The sequence below is a fragment of the Geodermatophilus sp. SYSU D00708 genome (assembly GCF_054050115.1).
This window is the reverse complement of the sequence record NZ_JBJGYS010000022.1, coordinates 58,911-76,386: the sequence shown is the minus strand read 5'-3', so window position 1 is coordinate 76,386 and position 17,476 is coordinate 58,911. Positions and strand designations below refer to the sequence as shown.

Sequence of the window (17,476 nt, the reverse complement as noted above, 5' to 3'; positions counted from 1 at the left end):
GAGGGCGCGGAGAACGCGTCCCTCCCACTCCGCTCAGGGGCGGAAGAACTTGTCGGGGGTGATCGGCAGGTCGCGGATGCGCTTGCCGGTCGCGTGCCAGTAGCCGTTGGCGACGGCGGCCGCGGCCCCGGTGATGCCGATCTCGCCGATGCCCTTGAGCCCCAGCTCGTTGACCAGCGGGTCCTCCTCCTCGAGCCAGGAGATGTCGATCTCGCCGACGTCGGCGTTGGTGGCGATGTGGTACTCGGCCAGGTCGTGGTTGGCGTAGTGGCCGAACTCCTCGTCCTGCACCGACTCCTCGTGCAGCGCCATCGACAGGCCCATGCAGAAGCCGCCGAGGAACTGGGAGCGCGCGGTCTTGGCGTTCACGATCGTCCCGGCGGCGTACACGCTGGTCGCCCGCGGCACCCGCACCTCCCCGGTGTCGGCGTCGACCCGCACCTCGACGAAGTGCGCGCCGAAGGAGTGCATCGAGTACCGCTCGGCGTGCGGTGACGGGCCGTCGACGCCGCCGTCGACGGTCACGCCGTCCGGGGGCAGCTGGCCGCCGAAGCCCTCCAGCCGCCGGCGCACCTCCCGGGCGGTCAGCACGATCGCCGAGCCCCACGAGGCCAGCCCGGTCGAGCCGCCCGCCCCGCCGGCGAAGGGCAGCCGGCTGTCGCCGATGCGCAGCTCGACGTCGCCCATGCCCACCCCCAGCGCGTCGGCGGCGATCTGCGACAGCGCCGTCCACGCGCCGGTGCCGATGTCCGAGCCGTCGATCTCGACGGTGTAGCGGCCCCGACCGTCCACCGAGATGCGGCAGTCGGCCTTGCGCCGCCGGGCGGGGTAGGTGGCGGCGGCGACGCCGGTGCCGACCAGCCAGCGGCCGTCGGTGCGGACGCCGGGCCGCGGGTCCCGCCCGGCCCAGCCGAACCGTTCGGCGCCGGTGCGCAGGCAGGGCACCAGGGACCGAGAGGACCACGGGATCCCCCGCTCGGGGTCCTCGGCGGGCTCGTTGCGGACGCGCAGCTCCACCGGGTCGACGCCGGCGGCGTGGGCCAGCTCGTCCATCGCCGACTCCAGGGCGAACATGCCCGGGGTCTCCCCCGGCGCGCGCATGATCGTCGGCGGCGGCACGTCGAGCCGGGCCAGCCGGTGCGTGGTCCGCCGGTTCGGGGCGGCGTACATGACCCGCGTGCAGGTCGCGGTCTGCTCGGCGAACTCGCTGATCCGCGCGGTGTGCTCGACGACCTCGTGGCTGACCGCGGTGAGCCGGCCGTCGCGGTCGGCGCCCAGCCGGAGCCGCTGGATGGTGGGCGTCCGGTGGCCGACCAGGCTGAACATCTGCTGCCGCGTGAGCTCGAGGACGACGGTGCGCCCCACCACCCGGGCGGCCATCGCGGCCAGGATCTGGTGCGGGTGGGTGAACGCCTTCGACCCGAACGCGCCGCCGACGTAGGGCGAGACCACCCGCGCCCGGCCCTCCTCCAGGCCGAAGGCGGCGACGAGGTCCTTGACGATGGTGTGCGGCCCCTGGTTGGCGTCCCACAGCGTCAGGTTGTCGCCGTCCCACCGGGCCATCGAGGTGTGCATCTCGATGGGGTTGTTGTGCTGGGTCGGCGTCTCGTACGTGGCGTCGACGACGACCGGCGCCGCGGCCAGCGCGCCGTCGACGTCGCCGATCACCGAGTCGGTCTCGTAGCCGGCCATCACCTGCGGCGGCGCGTAGAGGTCGGACCGGTCGGTCGCCAGCCGCACGTCGGGCGGCTCGGCCGCGTAGTCGACCGCCACGTGCCCGACCGCAGCCCGCGCGATCTCGGAGGTCTCCGCGACGACCGCCGCCACCACCTGGCCCTGGTAGTGGACGTCCAGGGACTGCAGCACCGGCAGGTCGGAGGGCAGGTCCCCGGACAGCCGCGGCGCGTTGGCCGGGGTGAGCACGGCGAGGACGCCCGGCAGGGCCTCCGCGGGGGTCGGGTCCAGCCGGGTGATCCGGCCGCGGTTGACGGTGCTCTGCACCAGCGCGAGGTGCGCGATCGGCTCGCCCGGGTCGTGCTCGAAGGCGTAGGGCGCGGTGCCGCGCACCTTCGCGGGGCCGTCGATGCGGTCGATGCCCGCGCCGATCACGCGGTCGAGGGTGGTCACGCGGTCGCTCCCGTCAACTCGAGCAGGGTGCGGACGACGACGTTGCGGGCCAGCGGCACCTTGAAGCCGTTGTCCCGCAGCGGGGTGGCCGCGGCGAGCTCGGCGCCGGCGGCCGCGGCGAACGCCTCCTCGGTGGCCGGCTGCCCGCGCAGCACCTCCTCGGCGGCGGTGGCCCGCCACGGCTTGTGCGCGACCCCGCCGAGGGCCAGCCGCACGTCGGCGACCACGCCGTCCTCGACCCGCAGCGCCGCGGCGACGCTGACCAGCGCGAAGGCGAACGACGCCCGGTCGCGGACCTTCAGGTAGCGCGACGGCATGCCCAGCGGCGGCAGGTCGACGGCGGTGATCAGCTCCCCGTGCCGCAGCGTGGTGTCGCGGGAGGCGTCGTCCCCGGGCAGCCGGTGCAGCTCGCCGATCGGGACGCTGCGCTCGCCGTCGGGGCCGAGCACCCGCACGACCGCGTCGAGGGCGGCCATCGCCACGGCCATGTCCGACGGCTGGGTGGCCACGCAGGCGCCGGGCCCCTCCAGGGTCTGCCCGAGGATCGCGTGGTTGCGGTGCAACCCGCGCAGCGCGCCGCAGCCGGTGCCGGGCTGGCGCTTGTTGCACGGCTTGGTGACGTCGGTGAAGTAGCCGCAGCGGGTGCGCTGCAGCAGGTTGCCGGCGGTGGTGGCGCGGTTGCGCAGCTGCCCGGAGGCGGCGGCGAGCAGCGCCTGGGCCAGCACCGGGTAGCGCTCGCGGACGCGGCGGTCGGCGGCGAGGTCGGCGTTGGGCACGCCGGCGCCGATCCGCAGGCCCCCGTCGGGGAGGTCGGTCACCTCGCGCGAGGTGAGGGTGCGGACGTCGACCAGCACGTCGGGCGTGGCGACGCCGAGCTTCATCAGGTCGACGAGGTTGGTGCCCCCGCCGAGGAACGCCCCGCCCGGCTCGGCGGCCAGCAGCGCGACCGCGGCGGCGGGGTCGGTGCCGCGCTCGTAGCGGAACTCCCTCACCGGCGCACCCCGCTCGCCGCCGCCACCTCGGCCACCGCCGGGACGATGTTCGCGTAGGCGGCGCAGCGGCACAGGTTGCCGCTCATCCGCTCGCGGATCTCGGCGTCGGTGAGCTCGACGTCGTCCGCGGTGAGGTCGGCGGTCACCGCGCTGGGCCAGCCGGCCCGGGCCTCCTCGATCACGCCGGCGGCCGAGCAGACCTGGCCGGGGGTGCAGTACCCGCACTGGTAGGCGTCGCCCTCGACGAAGGACCGGTGCAGCGGGTGCGGCTCGCCGTCGGCGGCCAGCCCGTTCGACGTCCGGACCTCGGCGTCGTCGACGGTGACCGCCAGCACCAGGCAGCTGTTGACCCGGCGGCCGTCGAGCAGCACGGTGCACGCGCCGCACTGGCCGTGGTCGCAGCCCTTCTTCGGGCTGGTGTTGCGCAGCCGCTCGCGCAGCGCGTCGAGCAGGGTGGTGCGGGTGTCGACGCGCAGCGGGTGCGCCGCGCCGTCGACCCGCAGGGTGATCTCGGTGTCCACGCGGCGCTCCTGCCCGAGCAACCGGTGTGGCCAAACCGGGTACCGGAGTGCCTCGACGCGGGTTACCTGCGCTCTCGCACTCCGCTACGGCGTTACGTCGGCGGGCGGCTGCGGCCAGCGGGGGACGCCGGCCACCGCCCCCTCCCCCAGGCGCGCGGTGAACCGCGGCGGCCGCTTCTCCAGGAACGAGGCGACCCCCTCAGCGGCGTCCGGTCCGGCCCCGAGCTCGACCAGCGCCCGGGACTCGGCCCGGTGGGCGTCCCACGGCGAGGGCGCGCCCAGCATCGACCACAGCAGCTGCCGGGCCGCCCCGACCGCCACCCCGGAGGTGTTGTCGGCGATCTCCCGGGCCAGCGCCAGGGCGGTGGGCAGCAGGTCGGCGTCGGGCACCACGCGGGAGACCAGCCGGCCGCGCAGCGCCTCCGCGGCGTCGAAGACCCGGCCGGTGGCCACCCACTCCATCGCCTGGCTGATGCCGACCACCCGCGGGAGGAACCACGACGAGGCGGCCTCGGGCACGATGCCGCGGCGCGGGAAGACGAACCCGAAGCGCGCCGACTCCGCGGCGATCCGGACGTCCATCGGCAGGGTCAGCGTCGCGCCGATGCCGACGGCCGGGCCGTTCACCGCGGCGACCACCGGCTTGCGCAGCGCCGCGAAGGGCAGCGACGCGATCCCGCCCCAGTCCCGCGGGACGCCGTCCACCGTGCCGCGGGGCACCGGGTCTGGGTGCGGGGCGCGGTCGGAGAACGTGCCTTCCCCGCCGCCCAGGTCGGCGCCGGCGCAGAACGCCCGCCCCGCGCCGGTCACGACGACCACCCGGACGGCGTCGTCGGCGTCGGCGGCCGCGGCCGCGGCGGCCAGCTCGGTGGCCATGACCGCGGTGAAGGCGTTCCGCCGGTCGGGCCGGTCGAGGGTGATCGTGGCGACCCCGTCGGAGACCGCGTACCGCAGCTGGGTCGGTGTCATCCCAGCGCGCCGGCCACGGCGAGGCGGGCGACGGCGTCGAGGTGCTCGGCGGCGTCCCCCAGCAGCAGCCGGTCGACCTTGGCCCGCCGCCAGTACAGGTGGGCGTCGTGCTCCCAGGTGAAGCCGATGCCGCCGTGCACATGGATGCAGGCCTCGGCGGCCTGTTCCAGCACCTCGGCCGCCTGCGCCTTGGCGGCCGACGCGGCCAGCGGCAGCTCGTCGGGCGCGGCGTCGGCGGCCCACGCCGCCCACCACACCAGCGAGCGCAGCTGGTCCACGCCGACCCAGGCGTCGACCAGCATGTGCTTGACCGCCTGGTAGGAGCCGATCCGCCGGCCGAACGCCTCCCGCTGCTGGGCGTACCCGATGGCCATCTGCACGGCGGCGTTGGCGGCACCGAGGTCCTCGGCGGCGAGCACGACCGTGGCCACCTGCCGGGCGCGGGTCCACAGGCCGGCGGCGTCGTCGGCCAGCACCCGCCGGGAGGTCAGCCGCACCGAGGCCAGCCCGCGGGTGGCGTCGAGCGGCCTCCCCGGCGTGGCCTCCCCCTCGCCGACCACCAGCGCGCCGTCGTCCAGAGCGAGGAAGAGCGCCGCCCCGGCCGCGTCGATCGACGGCGCCGAGCCGGTTCCCGGCCCGTCGAGGACGGCGAACCGCGCGGACCCGTCGGCCAGGCGCGCGGCGAGGTCGGGGTGCTCCCCCAGCAGCACCGCGGCACGAGAGGCGGTGACCAGCGACGGCCCGGCGAGCACCGCGCCGCCCTGCTCAGCGACGACGGCGAGGTCGAGCAGCGACCCGCCGGCACCGCCCGCCGACTCCGGGACCGTGATGCCGAGGAAGCCGATGTCGGCCAGCGCCTCGTGGCCGGGCGCTACCGCGCCGCCCTCCAGCGCGGTCCGGGCGGCGGCCGCCGACGCCGTGCCGCGGAAGAAGTCGCGGGCGCCGGCGGCGGCGTCGCGCTGGTCGGGGCCCAGGTCGAAGTCCACCGGTGTCACCTCGCCATCGGCCAGGCCTTGTCGGTGCGCGGTTCGGGCGGGAGGCCGAGCACCCGCTCGCCGAGGACGTTGCGCAGCACCTGGTCGGTGCCGCCGGCGATGGCCAGGCCCGGGAGGTACCCCTGGCTGCGCTGCCAGGTGTCGTCGCCGTCGGCGGTCGCGGCGTAGACCGCGTCGTCGCCGAGCAGCCGGACGCCGGCGTCGGCGACCAGCTTCGCCGCGGCGGTGCCGGCGAGCTTGCCCGCGCTCGCCTCCGGCCCGGGGACGCCGCCCTTGCTCAGCACCGTGAACCGCGGTAGCCGGTGTAGCGGGTGGCCAGCGACGCGACGACGGCCCGGCCCACCGCCTGGCGGGCCAGCACCTGCCGCTCGGGGTCCAGCCGCGGCAGCCGCTCGCGGGCGTGCGCGACCAGGGTCTCCACCGGGACGCCGAGGTCGCTGCCGGCCCCGCCGATGGCGACGCGCTCGTTCATCAGCGTGGTCAGCGCGACCCGCCAGCCCTCGCCCGGCTCGCCGAGCCGCTCGGCGTCGGGGATGCGGACGTCGTCGAAGAAGACCTCGTTGAACCCGGCCGAGCCGACCATCTGCCGCAGCGGCCGCACCGTCACCCCGGGCGCGTGGACGTCGACGACGAACATGGTCAGGCCGGCGTGCTTGGGCCGGTCCGGGTGGGTGCGGGCGAGCAGGATGCCGAGGTCGGCGACGTGCGCGAGCGTCGTCCAGACCTTCTGGCCGTTGACCACCCAGTCGTCGCCGTCGCGCACGGCGGTGGTGCGCAGCGCGGCGAGGTCGGACCCCGACGCCGGCTCGCTGAACAGCTGGCACCAGACGTCGTCGGCGCGCAGCAGCCGGGTCAGGTACCGCCGCTTCTGGTCCTCGCTGCCGTGCGCGATCACCGTCGGCCCGCACATGCCCAGCCCGATGTGGTTGATCAACGTGGGCACCCGGGCGCGAGCCAGTTCCTGCTGCACGATCGCCTGCTGCACCAGCGTGCCGCCCTGCCCGCCGTACTCGCGCGGCCAGGGGATCCCGACCAGGCCGGCCTCGGCGAGCACCCGCTGGGTCCGGCGCAGTGCGGCCTCGTGCGCGCGCGCGTCCACCGCCTCCTCCCCCGCGCCGACGTGCAGCAGTTCGCCCGCGTGCTCCTGCAGGGTGGCGCGGACGCCGGCCCGGAAGGCCGCCTCGTCGAGGGTGTCGTCGAAGTCCACGGGCGGCGCCTTCCCTCGTCGGTGCGGACGGCGGCAGCGTGGCAGCGGTTCCCCGGAACGGTCAACGGTGACTGTTCGGCGCGGTCCCCCGGCCCTACGCTCGCGCGGTGACCGCCGACCCCGCCGCGCCGCCCGGCCCGCGTTCCCGCTCCGCGCGGACCGCCGGCAGCCGGGCGCTCATCCTCGACGCGGCCGTGGCCTGCCTGGTCGAGGAGGGGTACGCCGGAGCCTCGACCCTGGCCGTGCAGGCGCGGGCGGGGGTGTCCCGCGGGCGGCTGCTGCACCACTTCCCCAGCCGGGCCGAGCTGCTGGTCGCCGCCGCCGAGCACCTGTCGACCACGCTGCTGGCCGCCGTCCGCGAGCGGGCCGCGGCGCTGATGGCCGACCAGCCGGCCGGCCCCGAGCGGGTCGACCGCGCCATCGACCTGATGTGGGCGACGTTCCAGGAGCCGCCGTTCCGGGCCGCGACCGAGCTGTGGACGGCGGCGCGCACCGACCCCGAGCTGCGGGCGGCGCTGCGGGCCGAGGAGCGGCGCCTCCGGGCGGCCATCCGCGCGGTGGCCGACGAGATCTGGGGGCCGGAGATCGCCGCGGCCCCGCTCTACGCCGAGACCTGCGAGCTGCTGTTCACCAGCATGCGCGGGGTCGCCGTCGTCTACGCCTTCGAGGACCGCCCTGCCGCGACCGACCCGCACGTGGCGCTGTGGAAGCGGCTCGCCGAGCGGATGCTCTTCGGCGGTTGACCCCGGCGCAGGCCGCCGTGAGCATGACGCGGGTCCCGCTCTGCGAGGAGGGCCCGTGAGCGTCGAGATCCCCCGGCTGCAGGGCCGCGGCATGACCGCGAGCGACCAGCTGGCCCGCTGGGCCCGGCGGACGCCGGACGCCGTCGCGCTCCGGTTCGAGGGCACCGGCCGCAGCTACGCCGAGCTCGACGCGCGGGTGAGCCGGCTGGCCCGTGCGCTGGCCGAGCGCGGCGTGGGCACCGGCGACCGGGTGGCCGTCCTCGGGCTCAACTCGCTCGAGGTGTGGGAGTCCTACCTGGCCGGGGTGCGGCTGGGCGCGATCGTCGTCCCCGTCAACTTCCGGCTGGTCGCCGACGAGGTGGCCTACGTGCTGGCCGACAGCGGCGCGGTCGCCCTCGTGGTCGACCCCGCCCTCGCGGAGGTGGCGGCCAAGGCCCGGGAGCAGGTGCCCGGCGTCCGCACCGTGCTGACCATCGGCGACGAGTACGAGGCGGCCCTGGCCGCGGCCGGCAGCGAGCCGCTCGACGTCGAGCTCGACGAGACCGCCCCCGCCTTCGTCATGTACACCTCCGGCACGACCGGCCGGCCCAAGGGCGCGGTGCTCACCCACCGCAACCTGCTGGTGCACGCGTTCAGCCAGGTCACCCACCTCGGCGTCGACCCCGCCGACCGGGTCGGCGCGCCGGGGGCGCCGCTGTTCCACATCGCCGGGCTGGCCGGGGGCCTGCCGCCGCTGCTGCTCGGCGGCACCCACGTCATCCTGCGCTCGGGCGGGTTCGACCCGGTGGCCACGCTCGACCTCATCGAGCGCGAGCGGATCTCCAACCTCTTCCTCGTGCCGGCGATGTGGGCGGCGGTGGTCGCCGTCCCGGACATCGCCTCCCGCGACCTGTCCTCGCTCCGGCGGATCTCGTGGGGCGCGGCGCCGGCGTCGACGACGCTGCTGCGCACGATGATCGACACGTTCCCGCAGGCGGAGGTGGTCACCGCGTTCGGGCAGACCGAGTGCAGCCCGGTCACCTGCTTCCTCCGCGGGGAGGACGCCGTCCGCAAGATCGGCTCGATCGGCACGCCGATGCTCAACGTCGAGGTCCGCATCGTGGACGACGCGATGGACGACGTCCCGCAGGGCGAGGTCGGCGAGATCGTCTACCGCAGCCCGATGGTGATGAAGGAGTACTGGGGCAAGCCCGAGGCGACCGCCGAGGCGTTCGCGGGCGGCTGGTTCCACTCCGGCGACCTCGTGCGGCAGGACGAGGACGGCTACCTCTACGTCGTCGACCGCAAGAAGGACATGATCATCACCGGCGGGGAGAACGTGTACTGCGCCGAGGTCGAGGACGTGCTGGCCGCCCACCCGAAGGTGGCCGAGGTGGCGCTGATCGGCGTCCCCGACACCCGCTACGGGGAGGCGCCGCTGGCCGTCGTCGCCCCGCGGGACCCGGCCGACCCACCGACGCCCGCGGAGCTGGCCGCCTGGTGCCGGGAGCGGCTGGCCCGCTACAAGAACCCGCGGGAGTACTCGCTGGTCGGCGCGCTGCCGCGCAACCCCAGCGGCAAGGTGCTCAAGACCCGGCTGCGCGAGGAGCACTCGGCCGGCGCCCTCGTCGCCGACCCGGCCGTGTGAGTGGAGTGGAGTGCCACGGCGCGGAGAACGCGCCCCTGGCACTCCGCTCAGCTGTCCTCAGCCCTGCCAGACCTCGGCGACCTGCTGGGCCACGCCCGCGGCCTGGGCGCGGCCGGCCCGCGCCGACCCGGCCCGCGCAGCGGGGTCGAGGACGTTGCGGCCGATCGCCCGCCGGCTCGCCTCGTCCGGAGAGACGACGGCGACGCGGGCGACCATCCCGGTGACCTGCGCGTCGACGCTGGCCATGGGCCCCACGCCGCGCGGGATGGGCGCGAGGACGACGACCCGGTCGTAGCCCTCGGCGAGGTCGGCGTTGGCGGCCGACCGCATCCCGCCGTCGACGTAGCGGCGGCCGTCGATGGTCACCGGCGGGTAGACGCCGGGCACGGCGCAACTGGCGGCGACCGCGAGCAGCAGCGGCACGCCGGAGTCGCGGGTGAAGGTGCGGAACTCGCCGGTCTCCGCGTCGACGGCGGTGGTCGTCAGCGCCCGGTCGGGCCACTCGGTGCTCACCAGCCGGGAGCCGATGACGTCGAGCCGCTCCTGCTCGGGCGGCGTGAGGCCCGCCTGTTCCGCGGCGAGCGCGAGCGCGCCGACCCGACGGCGGAACGCGACGTCGTCCCGCCGGCTGCGCAGCATCGCCCAGCCGTAGCGGGCCAGCGCCGCGCGGGTCATGCGCGCGACCTTCTCGCCGGTCGGCGGCTCGAGCTGGCGGGCGAACAGCGCCTCGAGGTCCGCGCCGCTGGTCACCTGCGCGCCGACCACCGACCCGGCGGACGTGCCGACCACGAGGTCGGCACCGGTGAGGTCGGCGCCCGCCTCGGCCAGGCCGGCGAGGACGCCGATCTCCCAGGCGATGCCGGTGATTCCCCCGCCGCCGAGGACGAGGGCCGTGCGCTGGTCGCTCATCGGTCCATCCTCACCCACGGTGGGCTCTCGACACGGGTTGTGACGTGCGCCACGCTGGGAACCCCGCCGAGGAAGGACCCGCATGACCGCACCGCAGGCCCCGCCGAGCACGTCGGCGCGCAGCTGGCCGCCGGGCCTGCCCCGCTCGCTGGACTACCCGGCGGTGCCGGTCGGCTCCGTCCTGCGGGCGGCCGCCCGGCGCTGGGGCGACCGCGTCGCGTTCGTCGACTCCGACGTCGAGCTGACCTTCACCGAGCTGGCGCGGCGGGCGCACGCGGTGGCGAACTGGCTGGCCGACTCGGGGGTCGGCCGCGGGGACGTCGTCGCGGTGCACCTGCCGAACTGCCGGCAGTACCCGGCCGTCTACTACGGCGTCCTGCTCGCCGGGGCCACCTTCTCCCCCACCAACCCGCTGCTGCCGGCTGCCGACCTCGCCGCCCAGCTGGCGGACGCCGGCGTCCGCGTCCTGGTCACCTGGGATCAGGTCCTGCCCCTCGTGCGGACGGCGCTGGCCGGCACCGCCGTCGGGACGGTCGTCGTCACCGGCCCCGCGCACACCACCGACCTGGCCGCCCGCCTCGACGGCCTCGCGCCCGGCGAGGTCGACCTGGCCGACCTGCTCGCCGCCGACCCGGCCGACCGGCACCTCGACGCGGACCTCGACGTCGCCGCCGACCTGGCGCACCTGGCCTACACCGGCGGCACCACCGGGGTCAGCAAGGGCGTCGAGCTGCCGCACCGCGCCGTGGTCACCAACGTGCTGCAGTCGGGCTGCTGGACGTCGGGGTCGCTGCCGGAGCTCGACGCGGCCGGGGACGTGACGCTGCGCCAGGTGCTCGGCCCGGACGAGGTCCCCACCCGGCTCGGCGAGGGCCGGATCATCAACCTCACCCCGTGGTTCCACGCCATGGGCGCCATCGGCTACCTCAACGGCCTGGTCATGGCCGGGACGACGACGGTGATCCACCGGCGCTTCGACCCGGCGCGGTACGTCGAGGACGCCGTCCGGTACCGGGTGACGTCGATCGGCGGCGCACCGCCGGTGTTCGTCGCGCTGCTGCAGGTGCCCGGGGTCGCCGACGCCGACCTCTCCTCGGTGCGCGGGGTCTCCAGCGGCGCCGCGCCGCTGCCCGTGCCGCTCATCGAGAGGCTGCGCGCGCTGCTGCCCGACGCCGTCATCGGCGAGGGCTACGGGCTCACCGAGGTGACCATGCAGGCCACCGGCAACCCGTCGTTCCGCTCGGGCACCCGCAAGGCCGGCACCGTCGGCGTACCGGTCTTCGACACGGAGGTGACCATCCGGCCGCTGGGCGGGGGCGACCCGCTGCCGCCCGGCGAGCGCGGCGAGGTGTGCATCCGCGGCCCGCAGGTGATGCGCGGGTACGCGCACCGGCCCGAGGCCACCGCCGAGGCGATCGACGCCGACGGCTGGTTCCACACCGGCGACGTGGGCGTGCTGGACGAGGACGGCTACCTGTCGATCGTCGACCGCACCAAGGACATGCTGCTCTACAAGGGCTACAACGTCTTCCCGCGCGAGCTGGAGGAGGTCCTGTTCGGCGTGCCCGGCGTGGCCGGCGCCGCGGTGGTCGGCCGCCCCGACGAGCAGGCCGGGGAGCTGCCGGTGGCCTACGTCGTCCGCCGGGACGACGCCGCCGGGGCGGCGCTCACGCCCGAGTCGGTCATGGCCGCGGTCAACGGCCGGGTGACGCCCTACAAGCGGCTGCGCGACGTCGTCTTCATCGACGCGATCCGGGTGTCGGCGGCGGGCAAGGTGCTCAAGCGCGAGCTGGCCGCCCGGGAGCGCGCCGCGGTCACCGGCGGCTGACGACGCCACCGATGGGTTCCGCCGGCCGTGCCGGTCCACCAGGACGTACGCCGTCGCGCCACCGAGTGGAGACCCAGCATGACCAGTTCCGCACACCCCGGCCGCATGCTCTTCGTGAACATGCCCGTCGCGGACCTCGAGCGCAGCAAGGCGTTCTTCGCGCAGCTCGGGTTCGGCTTCAACCCGGCGTTCACCGACGCGACCGCCGCGTGCATGCTGGTCGGCGAGCACGCCTCCGTCATGCTGCTCAGCCGGGAGAAGTTCGCGGAGGTCGCCAAGCTCCCGATCGCCGATCCCACCACCCGCACCTCGGCCCTGTACTCCTTCAGCGTGTCGTCCCGCGACGAGGTCGAGGCGGTCAGCGCCGCGGCGCTCGCGGCAGGCGGCTCCGAGGCGGACGGCGCCGAGGACCACGGCTTCATGTACTCACGCAGCTTCTTCGACCTCGACGGCCACGGCTGGCAGGTCATGTGGATGGACCCGGCGGCGGTGGAGCGGGGCCCCGAGGCGCCCGCGGCCCCGATGCAGGACGCCGACGCCCCCGCCTGACCCACCACCACGTCCCGCGCGTGCGCCGTCGTCGTGCGGTACGGGCGACAGCCCCGGTCGCACGGACGCCGGGGCGTTCCCGCGGGAACGCCCCGGCACGGCCCACTCCTCGCCGCACGTCCCGCGGGGAGGTCCGCGCGGATGACGACCGCTGACGCCGTGGGCCGTCGACCGCGGACGGGTCAGGAGTCCGCGGGGCCGCCCGGAGCCGGCGGCTGCACCGGCCACGGCTCACCCGGAGGGGTGCGGCGCTCACGCACCGGCGCCTCCGGCTCACTATCGTCCGCGGGGTGACCTTCCCGACCGGCGACGGAACGCCCGAGCACGCCGGCGTCCAACTGGCGCACGTCGAGGAGTCCCCGACCCGTCAGGTGTGGCGCCGGGTGGTCATCGCGGCCGCCGTCCTCGTCTTCACCGTGTTCATCGTGTGGCTGGACCGGGACAGCTACCGCGACGGCGACCAGGTCGGCATCGGGCTGCTCGACGCCGTCTACTACTCGACGGTGACCCTGTCGACGACGGGGTACGGCGACATCACGCCGATCACCGACGGCGCCCGGCTGGTCAACATCCTGGTGATCACCCCCCTGCGCATCCTGTTCCTGATCGTCCTCATCGGAACGACCCTCGAGGCGCTCACCGCGCGCTCGCGGGAGGAGTTCCGCATCCGTCGCTGGAGGTCCCGCGTGCGCCAGCACGTCATCGTGTGCGGCTACGGCACCAAGGGCCGCAGCGCGATCCGCTCGCTGCAGGCCAACGGCACGCCGCTGGAGCAGATCGTCGTCGTCGACCCCGAGCCCCGCGCCATCGACGAGGCCAACTCGGTCGGGCTGACCGGGATCGTCGGCGACGCCGGCCGCACCGAGGTGCTGCGGCGGGCCTCGGTGGAGCGGGCCCGGGCGGTCATCGTCGCGGCCAACCGGGACGACGCCTCGGTGCTCATCACGCTCACCGTGCGGCAGCTCAACCCGAGCGTCCCGATAACCACGTCGGTGCGCGAGGAGGAGAACGCCAACCTGCTGCGCCAGTCCGGCGCGGACACGGTCATCACCACGTCGGCCACCTCCGGCCGGCTGCTGGGCCTGTCCACCGACAGCCCGCGGGTGGTCGCCGTCGTCGAGGACCTCGTCACCGGCGGCCACGGACTGGACCTCAAGCAGCGCCGGGTCACCGCCGACGAGGTCGGCCTGGGGCCGCGGCAGCTGCGCGACATCGTGCTGTCGGTGACCCGCGGCGGCCGGACGCTGCGGTTCGACGACCCGCTGATCGGCACGCTGCAGCCCGACGACGTCCTGGTGGTGGTGAAGTCCCACCCGACCGCCGGCCGGATGCCCACCGGCGGCGGGCAGGCCGCCGCCGTCTGAACGGCCCCCCTGCAGGGTCCCGCCGCGAGCCTGCGAGTGGCGGGGGGCAGGGGGGTCCTTTCTCAGCCGATCGTCAGCACCCAGGTCTGCGTCGGCTCGTCCCGGCCGCGCAGCTCGACCACCGTGCCGGGCGCCCAGTGCTGCGCCTCCAGCCCGCGCGCGGCCCGGATCACCTCGTTGGACACCACCGCGCGGCTCGGGTGGTCCTTGGCCAGGTCGGTGAGCCGCGCCGCCTCGTTCACCGGGTCGCCGATCACCGTGTACTCCAGCCGGCTGGCCGTACCGACCTGGCCGGCCCACACCGGGCCGCAGGCGACCCCCACCCCGACGTCGACCTCGCCCGCGGCCGCGACCGCGGTGCAGATGCGCCGGGCCGCCCGCAGCGCCGCCCCGGCCGGGTCGGGGTGGTCGCTGGGAGCGCCGAAGACGCACAGCGCCGCGTCACCCTCGAACTTGTTCACCAGGCCGCCGGTGTCCTCGACCGCCTCGACGACGATCGAGAAGAAGCGGTTGAGCAGGTCGACCATCTCCTCCGGGCCGGTGCGCCGGACCAGCGAGGTCGAGCCGGCGATGTCGACGAACAGCGCCGCCACCGTGCGCACGTCGCCCCGGAGCGAGGCGCCGATGGCCAGGGCCTGCTGCGCGACCGTCGTCCCGACGTGCCGGCCGAACAGGTCGCGCAGCCGCTCGCGCTCGGCCAGCCCCTCGGCCATGGTGTTCACGCCCTCCTGGAGCAGGCCGATCTCGCCGGCGTCGTCCACCGTGACCCGGACGTCGTGGTCGCCGGTGCCGACCTGCTGCACCGCACGGCGCAGCGCCCTCAGGGGCAGGCCGATGGCCCGGGCGGTGAGCAGCGTGGCGAACAGCCCGACCAGGAGCGCCACGACGGCGAGGAAGACCACCGGCCCCCGCTCCGGACCCTCGGGGTTGCTGGGGTCGACTAACAGCAGCACCAGGCCCAGCAGCGGGACGCCGCTGGTCAGCCCCCAGGTCAGCAGCAGCCGCGGCCGGACGCCGAGCCGGAGCGCACCGGTCGGCGGGTGCGCGGCCAGCGCCCGGGCGGTGACCCCGCGCGCGACGCGGCCGGTGAGCAGGTAGGTCACCCCCGTGGTCACCACGCCGCCGAGAAGCGCGGCCAGGGCGATCCGCACGCCGACCGCCGGGAACGGCGAGACGACGGCGCCCACGACGCCGACCAGCAGCGCACCACCGGCCCAGGTGAGCGCCGCGATCACCGCGATGTCCAGCGGCAGCCGGAGCGCGCGCTCGGCCTCCGCGGGGCTGGGTTCGCGGCCGGCGTTCAGCCACTCGGTCGTGCACCGCTGCTGGCGGAACCCGGCCAGCGTGCCCAGCGGCAGCGCGACGGCGAGGTAGGCCAGCGCGGTGAGCACGATCGTCGTCCGGCCGCTGCTGCCCTCGGCGTCCACCGACAGGCCGACCAGCAGCAGCGCCACCGACCCGACACCGACGAGGTTGGCGGCGACGACCAGCAGCGCGATGAACGGCACCGCCCGCCGCCCGGCGGGCTCCCACTGCCGCACCGTCTCCAGCCGGTGGATGACGTCGGGCCGCGCCTCCTCCGGCAGCGACGGGACCGGAGTGGGGGTCGTGGACGGGCTCACCAGTCGGCCCGGCGGGCGATCTCGGCGACCTCGGCCGCGTCGGCGCGGGCGTCCGCCGGGGCGGCGGGCCACTCCGCCACCTGGGCACTGGCCCAGTCCGCCCAGTCGGCCACGAGCCGGTAGAAGTCGGTGAGGAACCGGCCGGCCAGCATGTTCTCGGGCAGCCGGTCGGGGAACGGGCCGCGCCCGGCCGCGTAGGCCTCCGCGGCCGACCGGTTCTCCCGGTTGCGCTCCTCCGCCCAGGCCCGCGCGGCCGCCAGGGTCGCCAGCACGTCCTCCTTCGTCCCGTGCTCGGCGAAGCTGACCTTGAGCAGCTGCTCGAACTCCAGGACCGGGCCGTTCCCCGGCTCACGGTGCCAGGCGGCCAGCGCCTCCCGGCCGGCGTCGGTGATCGAGTAGACGGTGCGCGACCGCTTGCCCACCGGTTCGGTCCGCGCCGTCGCCAGGCCGTGCGCGACGAGCTTCTTGGGCTCCTCGTAGAGCTTGCTCTGCGCCCGCGGCCACATCCGCCCGAGGCTGCGGTCCATCTGCCGGGTCAGCTCGTAGGTGCTCCACGGCCGGACGGCGAGCAGGCTGAGGATGGCGTACGAGGTCGTGGTGAGCCCACCAGGGGTTGACATGGTCCTCCCAAGGGGAGTAAGCCGTCTGCACAGTCCCCTTGGGAGCAGAATAGCGGCCGAGAAGGTGACCACGGTGACCGACACCACGACGCTCCGTGTCGATCCGGGCAACGCCGAGCAGGCCCGCGCCTGGGACGGCGGCGAGGGGGCGTACTGGGCGGCCCACGCCGACCGCTACGACGACGCCGTCCGTGACCTGCACCCGGTGTTCCTGGCCGCGGCCGCGATCGGCCCCGCCGACCGGGTGCTCGACGTCGGCTGCGGCAACGGGCGGACCACCGTCGACGCCGCCCGGCTCGCCTCCGCCGGCCACGTCCTCGGGGTGGACCTCTCCGCCCGCATGCTGGAGGTGGCCCGGGCGCGGACACGGACGGCGGGGCTGACCAACGCGACCTTCGTGCAGGCCGATGCCCAGGTCCACCGGTTCGAGCCGGCCGCCGCCGACGTGGCGATCAGCCGCAGCGGCGCCATGTTCTTCGCCGACCCCGTCGCGGCGCTCACCAACGTCGCGGGGGCGCTGCGGCCGGGCGGCCGGCTGGTGCTGCTCACCTGGCAGCCGGTGGAGCGCAACGAGTGGATCTCCGCGCTCGTGTCCACCCTCGCCGCGGGCCGCGAGCTCCCCCTGCCCCCGCCGGACCGGCCGGGCCCCTTCGGGCTCAGCGACCCCGAGCGGATCTCCGCCGTCCTCTCCCGCGCCGGCTTCACCGACGTGCACCTGGAGTCCCTGGAGGGGTCGCTGTACCTCGGCCGGGACGCCGCGGAGGCCGAGGAGTTCGCGCTCGGCCAGGCCGGCTGGATGCTCGAGGGGCTCGACGACGCCGACCGCGCGCGTGCGATCGAGGCGCTGCGCGACTCGGTCTCGGCGCACGAGACGACCGACGGCGTGGCCTACGGGTGCGCGGCCTGGCTGGTGACCGCGCACCGGGCAGCCGAGCCGGTCAGCTCCGCTCCAGGTGCTCCCGCAGCCGGTTGAGGTCCTGGCGGTTGGCCCGCCGCATCGCCGTCGCCATGATCGGGCGGACCACCCGCGAGAAGCCGCTGGGCCGGCCGCGGTTGCGCAGCGTCATGCGGGTGCCGCCGTCGTCCAGCGGCTCCCAGGTGTACGTGGTCTCCATCGGGAACGGTCCCTGCGCCGTCCGCATGACCAGCCGCCGTCCCGGCTCCAGCTCGACGACCTCGTAGGTGTAGGCCAGCCGCCGGCCGAGGAAGGTCGCGACGAAGTCCATGCGGGAGCCGACGGCGACCGGTGGCGGGGTCCGCCACTCGACCGACGCGATGTTCGCGTACCACTCGGGGGCGTTGGTCGGGTCCCCGGCGTAGGCGGCCACCTCCGCGCAGGGACGGCGGACCACCGTCTCGGTCACGACGTCGACGTCCTCCGCCACCGCGACACCTCCCGCCGC

The 17,476-nt window shown here is 75.7% G+C and carries 17 protein-coding genes; 6 read left to right on the top strand and 11 right to left on the bottom strand.

Annotated features, from left to right (window positions below):
• Positions 1-33: 33 nt before the first annotated feature.
• The 7 genes from ACI79D_RS17970 to ACI79D_RS17940 form a co-directional block, all read right to left on the bottom strand.
• Positions 34-2,127: a xanthine dehydrogenase family protein molybdopterin-binding subunit gene (locus tag ACI79D_RS17970; protein ID WP_456919828.1), complete on the bottom strand. Its 2,094-nt coding sequence runs from the start codon at positions 2,125-2,127 to the stop codon at positions 34-36.
• Positions 2,124-3,119 carry an FAD binding domain-containing protein gene (locus ACI79D_RS17965; RefSeq protein WP_456919827.1) on the bottom strand — a complete coding sequence of 332 codons (996 nt, stop codon included), beginning with the start codon at positions 3,117-3,119 and terminating at the stop codon, positions 2,124-2,126. Before ACI79D_RS17965 ends, ACI79D_RS17970 begins: the two co-directional genes overlap by 4 nt.
• Positions 3,116-3,640 carry a 2Fe-2S iron-sulfur cluster-binding protein gene (locus ACI79D_RS17960; RefSeq protein ID WP_456919826.1) on the bottom strand — a complete coding sequence of 175 codons (525 nt, stop codon included), beginning with the start codon at positions 3,638-3,640 and terminating at the stop codon, positions 3,116-3,118. The genes ACI79D_RS17965 and ACI79D_RS17960 overlap by 4 nt, the downstream gene beginning before the upstream one ends.
• Positions 3,641-3,724: 84 nt before the next feature.
• Positions 3,725-4,609, bottom strand: coding sequence for an enoyl-CoA hydratase-related protein (locus ACI79D_RS17955; protein ID WP_456919825.1), 885 nt, complete (start codon positions 4,607-4,609; stop codon positions 3,725-3,727).
• A complete protein-coding gene (locus ACI79D_RS17950; RefSeq protein WP_456919824.1) occupies positions 4,606-5,595 on the bottom strand; it encodes an acyl-CoA dehydrogenase family protein in 990 nt (329 codons plus the stop codon). The genes ACI79D_RS17955 and ACI79D_RS17950 overlap by 4 nt, the downstream gene beginning before the upstream one ends.
• A gap of 5 nt (positions 5,596-5,600) precedes the next feature.
• On the bottom strand, positions 5,601-5,888 hold the full coding sequence (locus ACI79D_RS17945) for an acyl-CoA dehydrogenase family protein (RefSeq protein ID WP_456919823.1): 288 nt from the start codon (positions 5,886-5,888) through the stop codon (positions 5,601-5,603).
• Positions 5,882-6,811: an acyl-CoA dehydrogenase family protein gene (locus ACI79D_RS17940; protein ID WP_456919822.1), complete on the bottom strand. Its 930-nt coding sequence runs from the start codon at positions 6,809-6,811 to the stop codon at positions 5,882-5,884. Before ACI79D_RS17940 ends, ACI79D_RS17945 begins: the two co-directional genes overlap by 7 nt.
• A 107-nt stretch (positions 6,812-6,918) precedes the next feature.
• Here ACI79D_RS17940 and ACI79D_RS17935 point away from each other — a divergent pair, with 107 nt between their 5' ends.
• On the top strand, positions 6,919-7,554 hold the full coding sequence (locus tag ACI79D_RS17935; protein WP_456919821.1) for a TetR/AcrR family transcriptional regulator: 636 nt from the start codon (positions 6,919-6,921) through the stop codon (positions 7,552-7,554).
• 55 nt (positions 7,555-7,609) lie between these two features.
• Positions 7,610-9,181 (top strand): long-chain-fatty-acid--CoA ligase, encoded by a 1,572-nt coding sequence (locus ACI79D_RS17930; protein WP_456919820.1) that lies wholly within the window; start codon positions 7,610-7,612, stop codon positions 9,179-9,181.
• Between the two features lie 57 nt (positions 9,182-9,238).
• Here the strand turns inward: ACI79D_RS17930 and ACI79D_RS17925 are convergent, their stop codons facing one another.
• The gene (locus tag ACI79D_RS17925) at positions 9,239-10,090 is read right to left on the bottom strand and encodes a patatin-like phospholipase family protein (RefSeq protein WP_456919819.1); all 852 of its coding nucleotides are present in this window, start codon (positions 10,088-10,090) and stop codon (positions 9,239-9,241) included.
• Positions 10,091-10,172: 82 nt separating this feature from the next.
• On the opposite strand from ACI79D_RS17925, the gene ACI79D_RS17920 reads away from it, so the two are divergent.
• From ACI79D_RS17920 to ACI79D_RS17910, 3 genes are all read left to right on the top strand, one after another.
• Positions 10,173-11,918, top strand: a complete 1,746-nt coding sequence (locus ACI79D_RS17920) for a class I adenylate-forming enzyme family protein (RefSeq protein ID WP_456919818.1) — start codon at positions 10,173-10,175, stop codon at positions 11,916-11,918.
• Positions 11,919-11,996: 78 nt separating this feature from the next.
• On the top strand, positions 11,997-12,467 hold the full coding sequence (locus tag ACI79D_RS17915) for a VOC family protein (RefSeq protein WP_456919817.1): 471 nt from the start codon (positions 11,997-11,999) through the stop codon (positions 12,465-12,467).
• 290 nt (positions 12,468-12,757) lie between these two features.
• Entirely contained in the window at positions 12,758-13,831 is a 1,074-nt protein-coding gene (locus ACI79D_RS17910) for a potassium channel family protein (RefSeq protein WP_456919816.1), read from the top strand.
• A 62-nt stretch (positions 13,832-13,893) separates the two neighbouring features.
• On the opposite strand, the gene ACI79D_RS17905 is transcribed toward ACI79D_RS17910, so the two are convergent.
• A complete protein-coding gene (locus tag ACI79D_RS17905) occupies positions 13,894-15,453 on the bottom strand; it encodes an adenylate/guanylate cyclase domain-containing protein (protein WP_456919814.1) in 1,560 nt (519 codons plus the stop codon).
• Positions 15,450-16,073 (bottom strand): PadR family transcriptional regulator, encoded by a 624-nt coding sequence (locus tag ACI79D_RS17900; protein ID WP_456919812.1) that lies wholly within the window; start codon positions 16,071-16,073, stop codon positions 15,450-15,452. Before ACI79D_RS17900 ends, ACI79D_RS17905 begins: the two co-directional genes overlap by 4 nt.
• 73 nt (positions 16,074-16,146) lie before the next feature.
• Between ACI79D_RS17900 and ACI79D_RS17895 the strand changes: the two genes are divergently transcribed.
• On the top strand, positions 16,147-17,046 hold the full coding sequence (locus ACI79D_RS17895; protein ID WP_456919810.1) for a class I SAM-dependent methyltransferase: 900 nt from the start codon (positions 16,147-16,149) through the stop codon (positions 17,044-17,046).
• On the opposite strand, the gene ACI79D_RS17890 is transcribed toward ACI79D_RS17895, so the two are convergent.
• Entirely contained in the window at positions 17,012-17,458 is a 447-nt protein-coding gene (locus ACI79D_RS17890; protein ID WP_456919808.1) for an SRPBCC family protein, read from the bottom strand. The two genes, ACI79D_RS17895 and ACI79D_RS17890, sit on opposite strands and share 35 nt — an antisense overlap.
• Between the last annotated feature and the right edge of the window lie 18 nt (positions 17,459-17,476).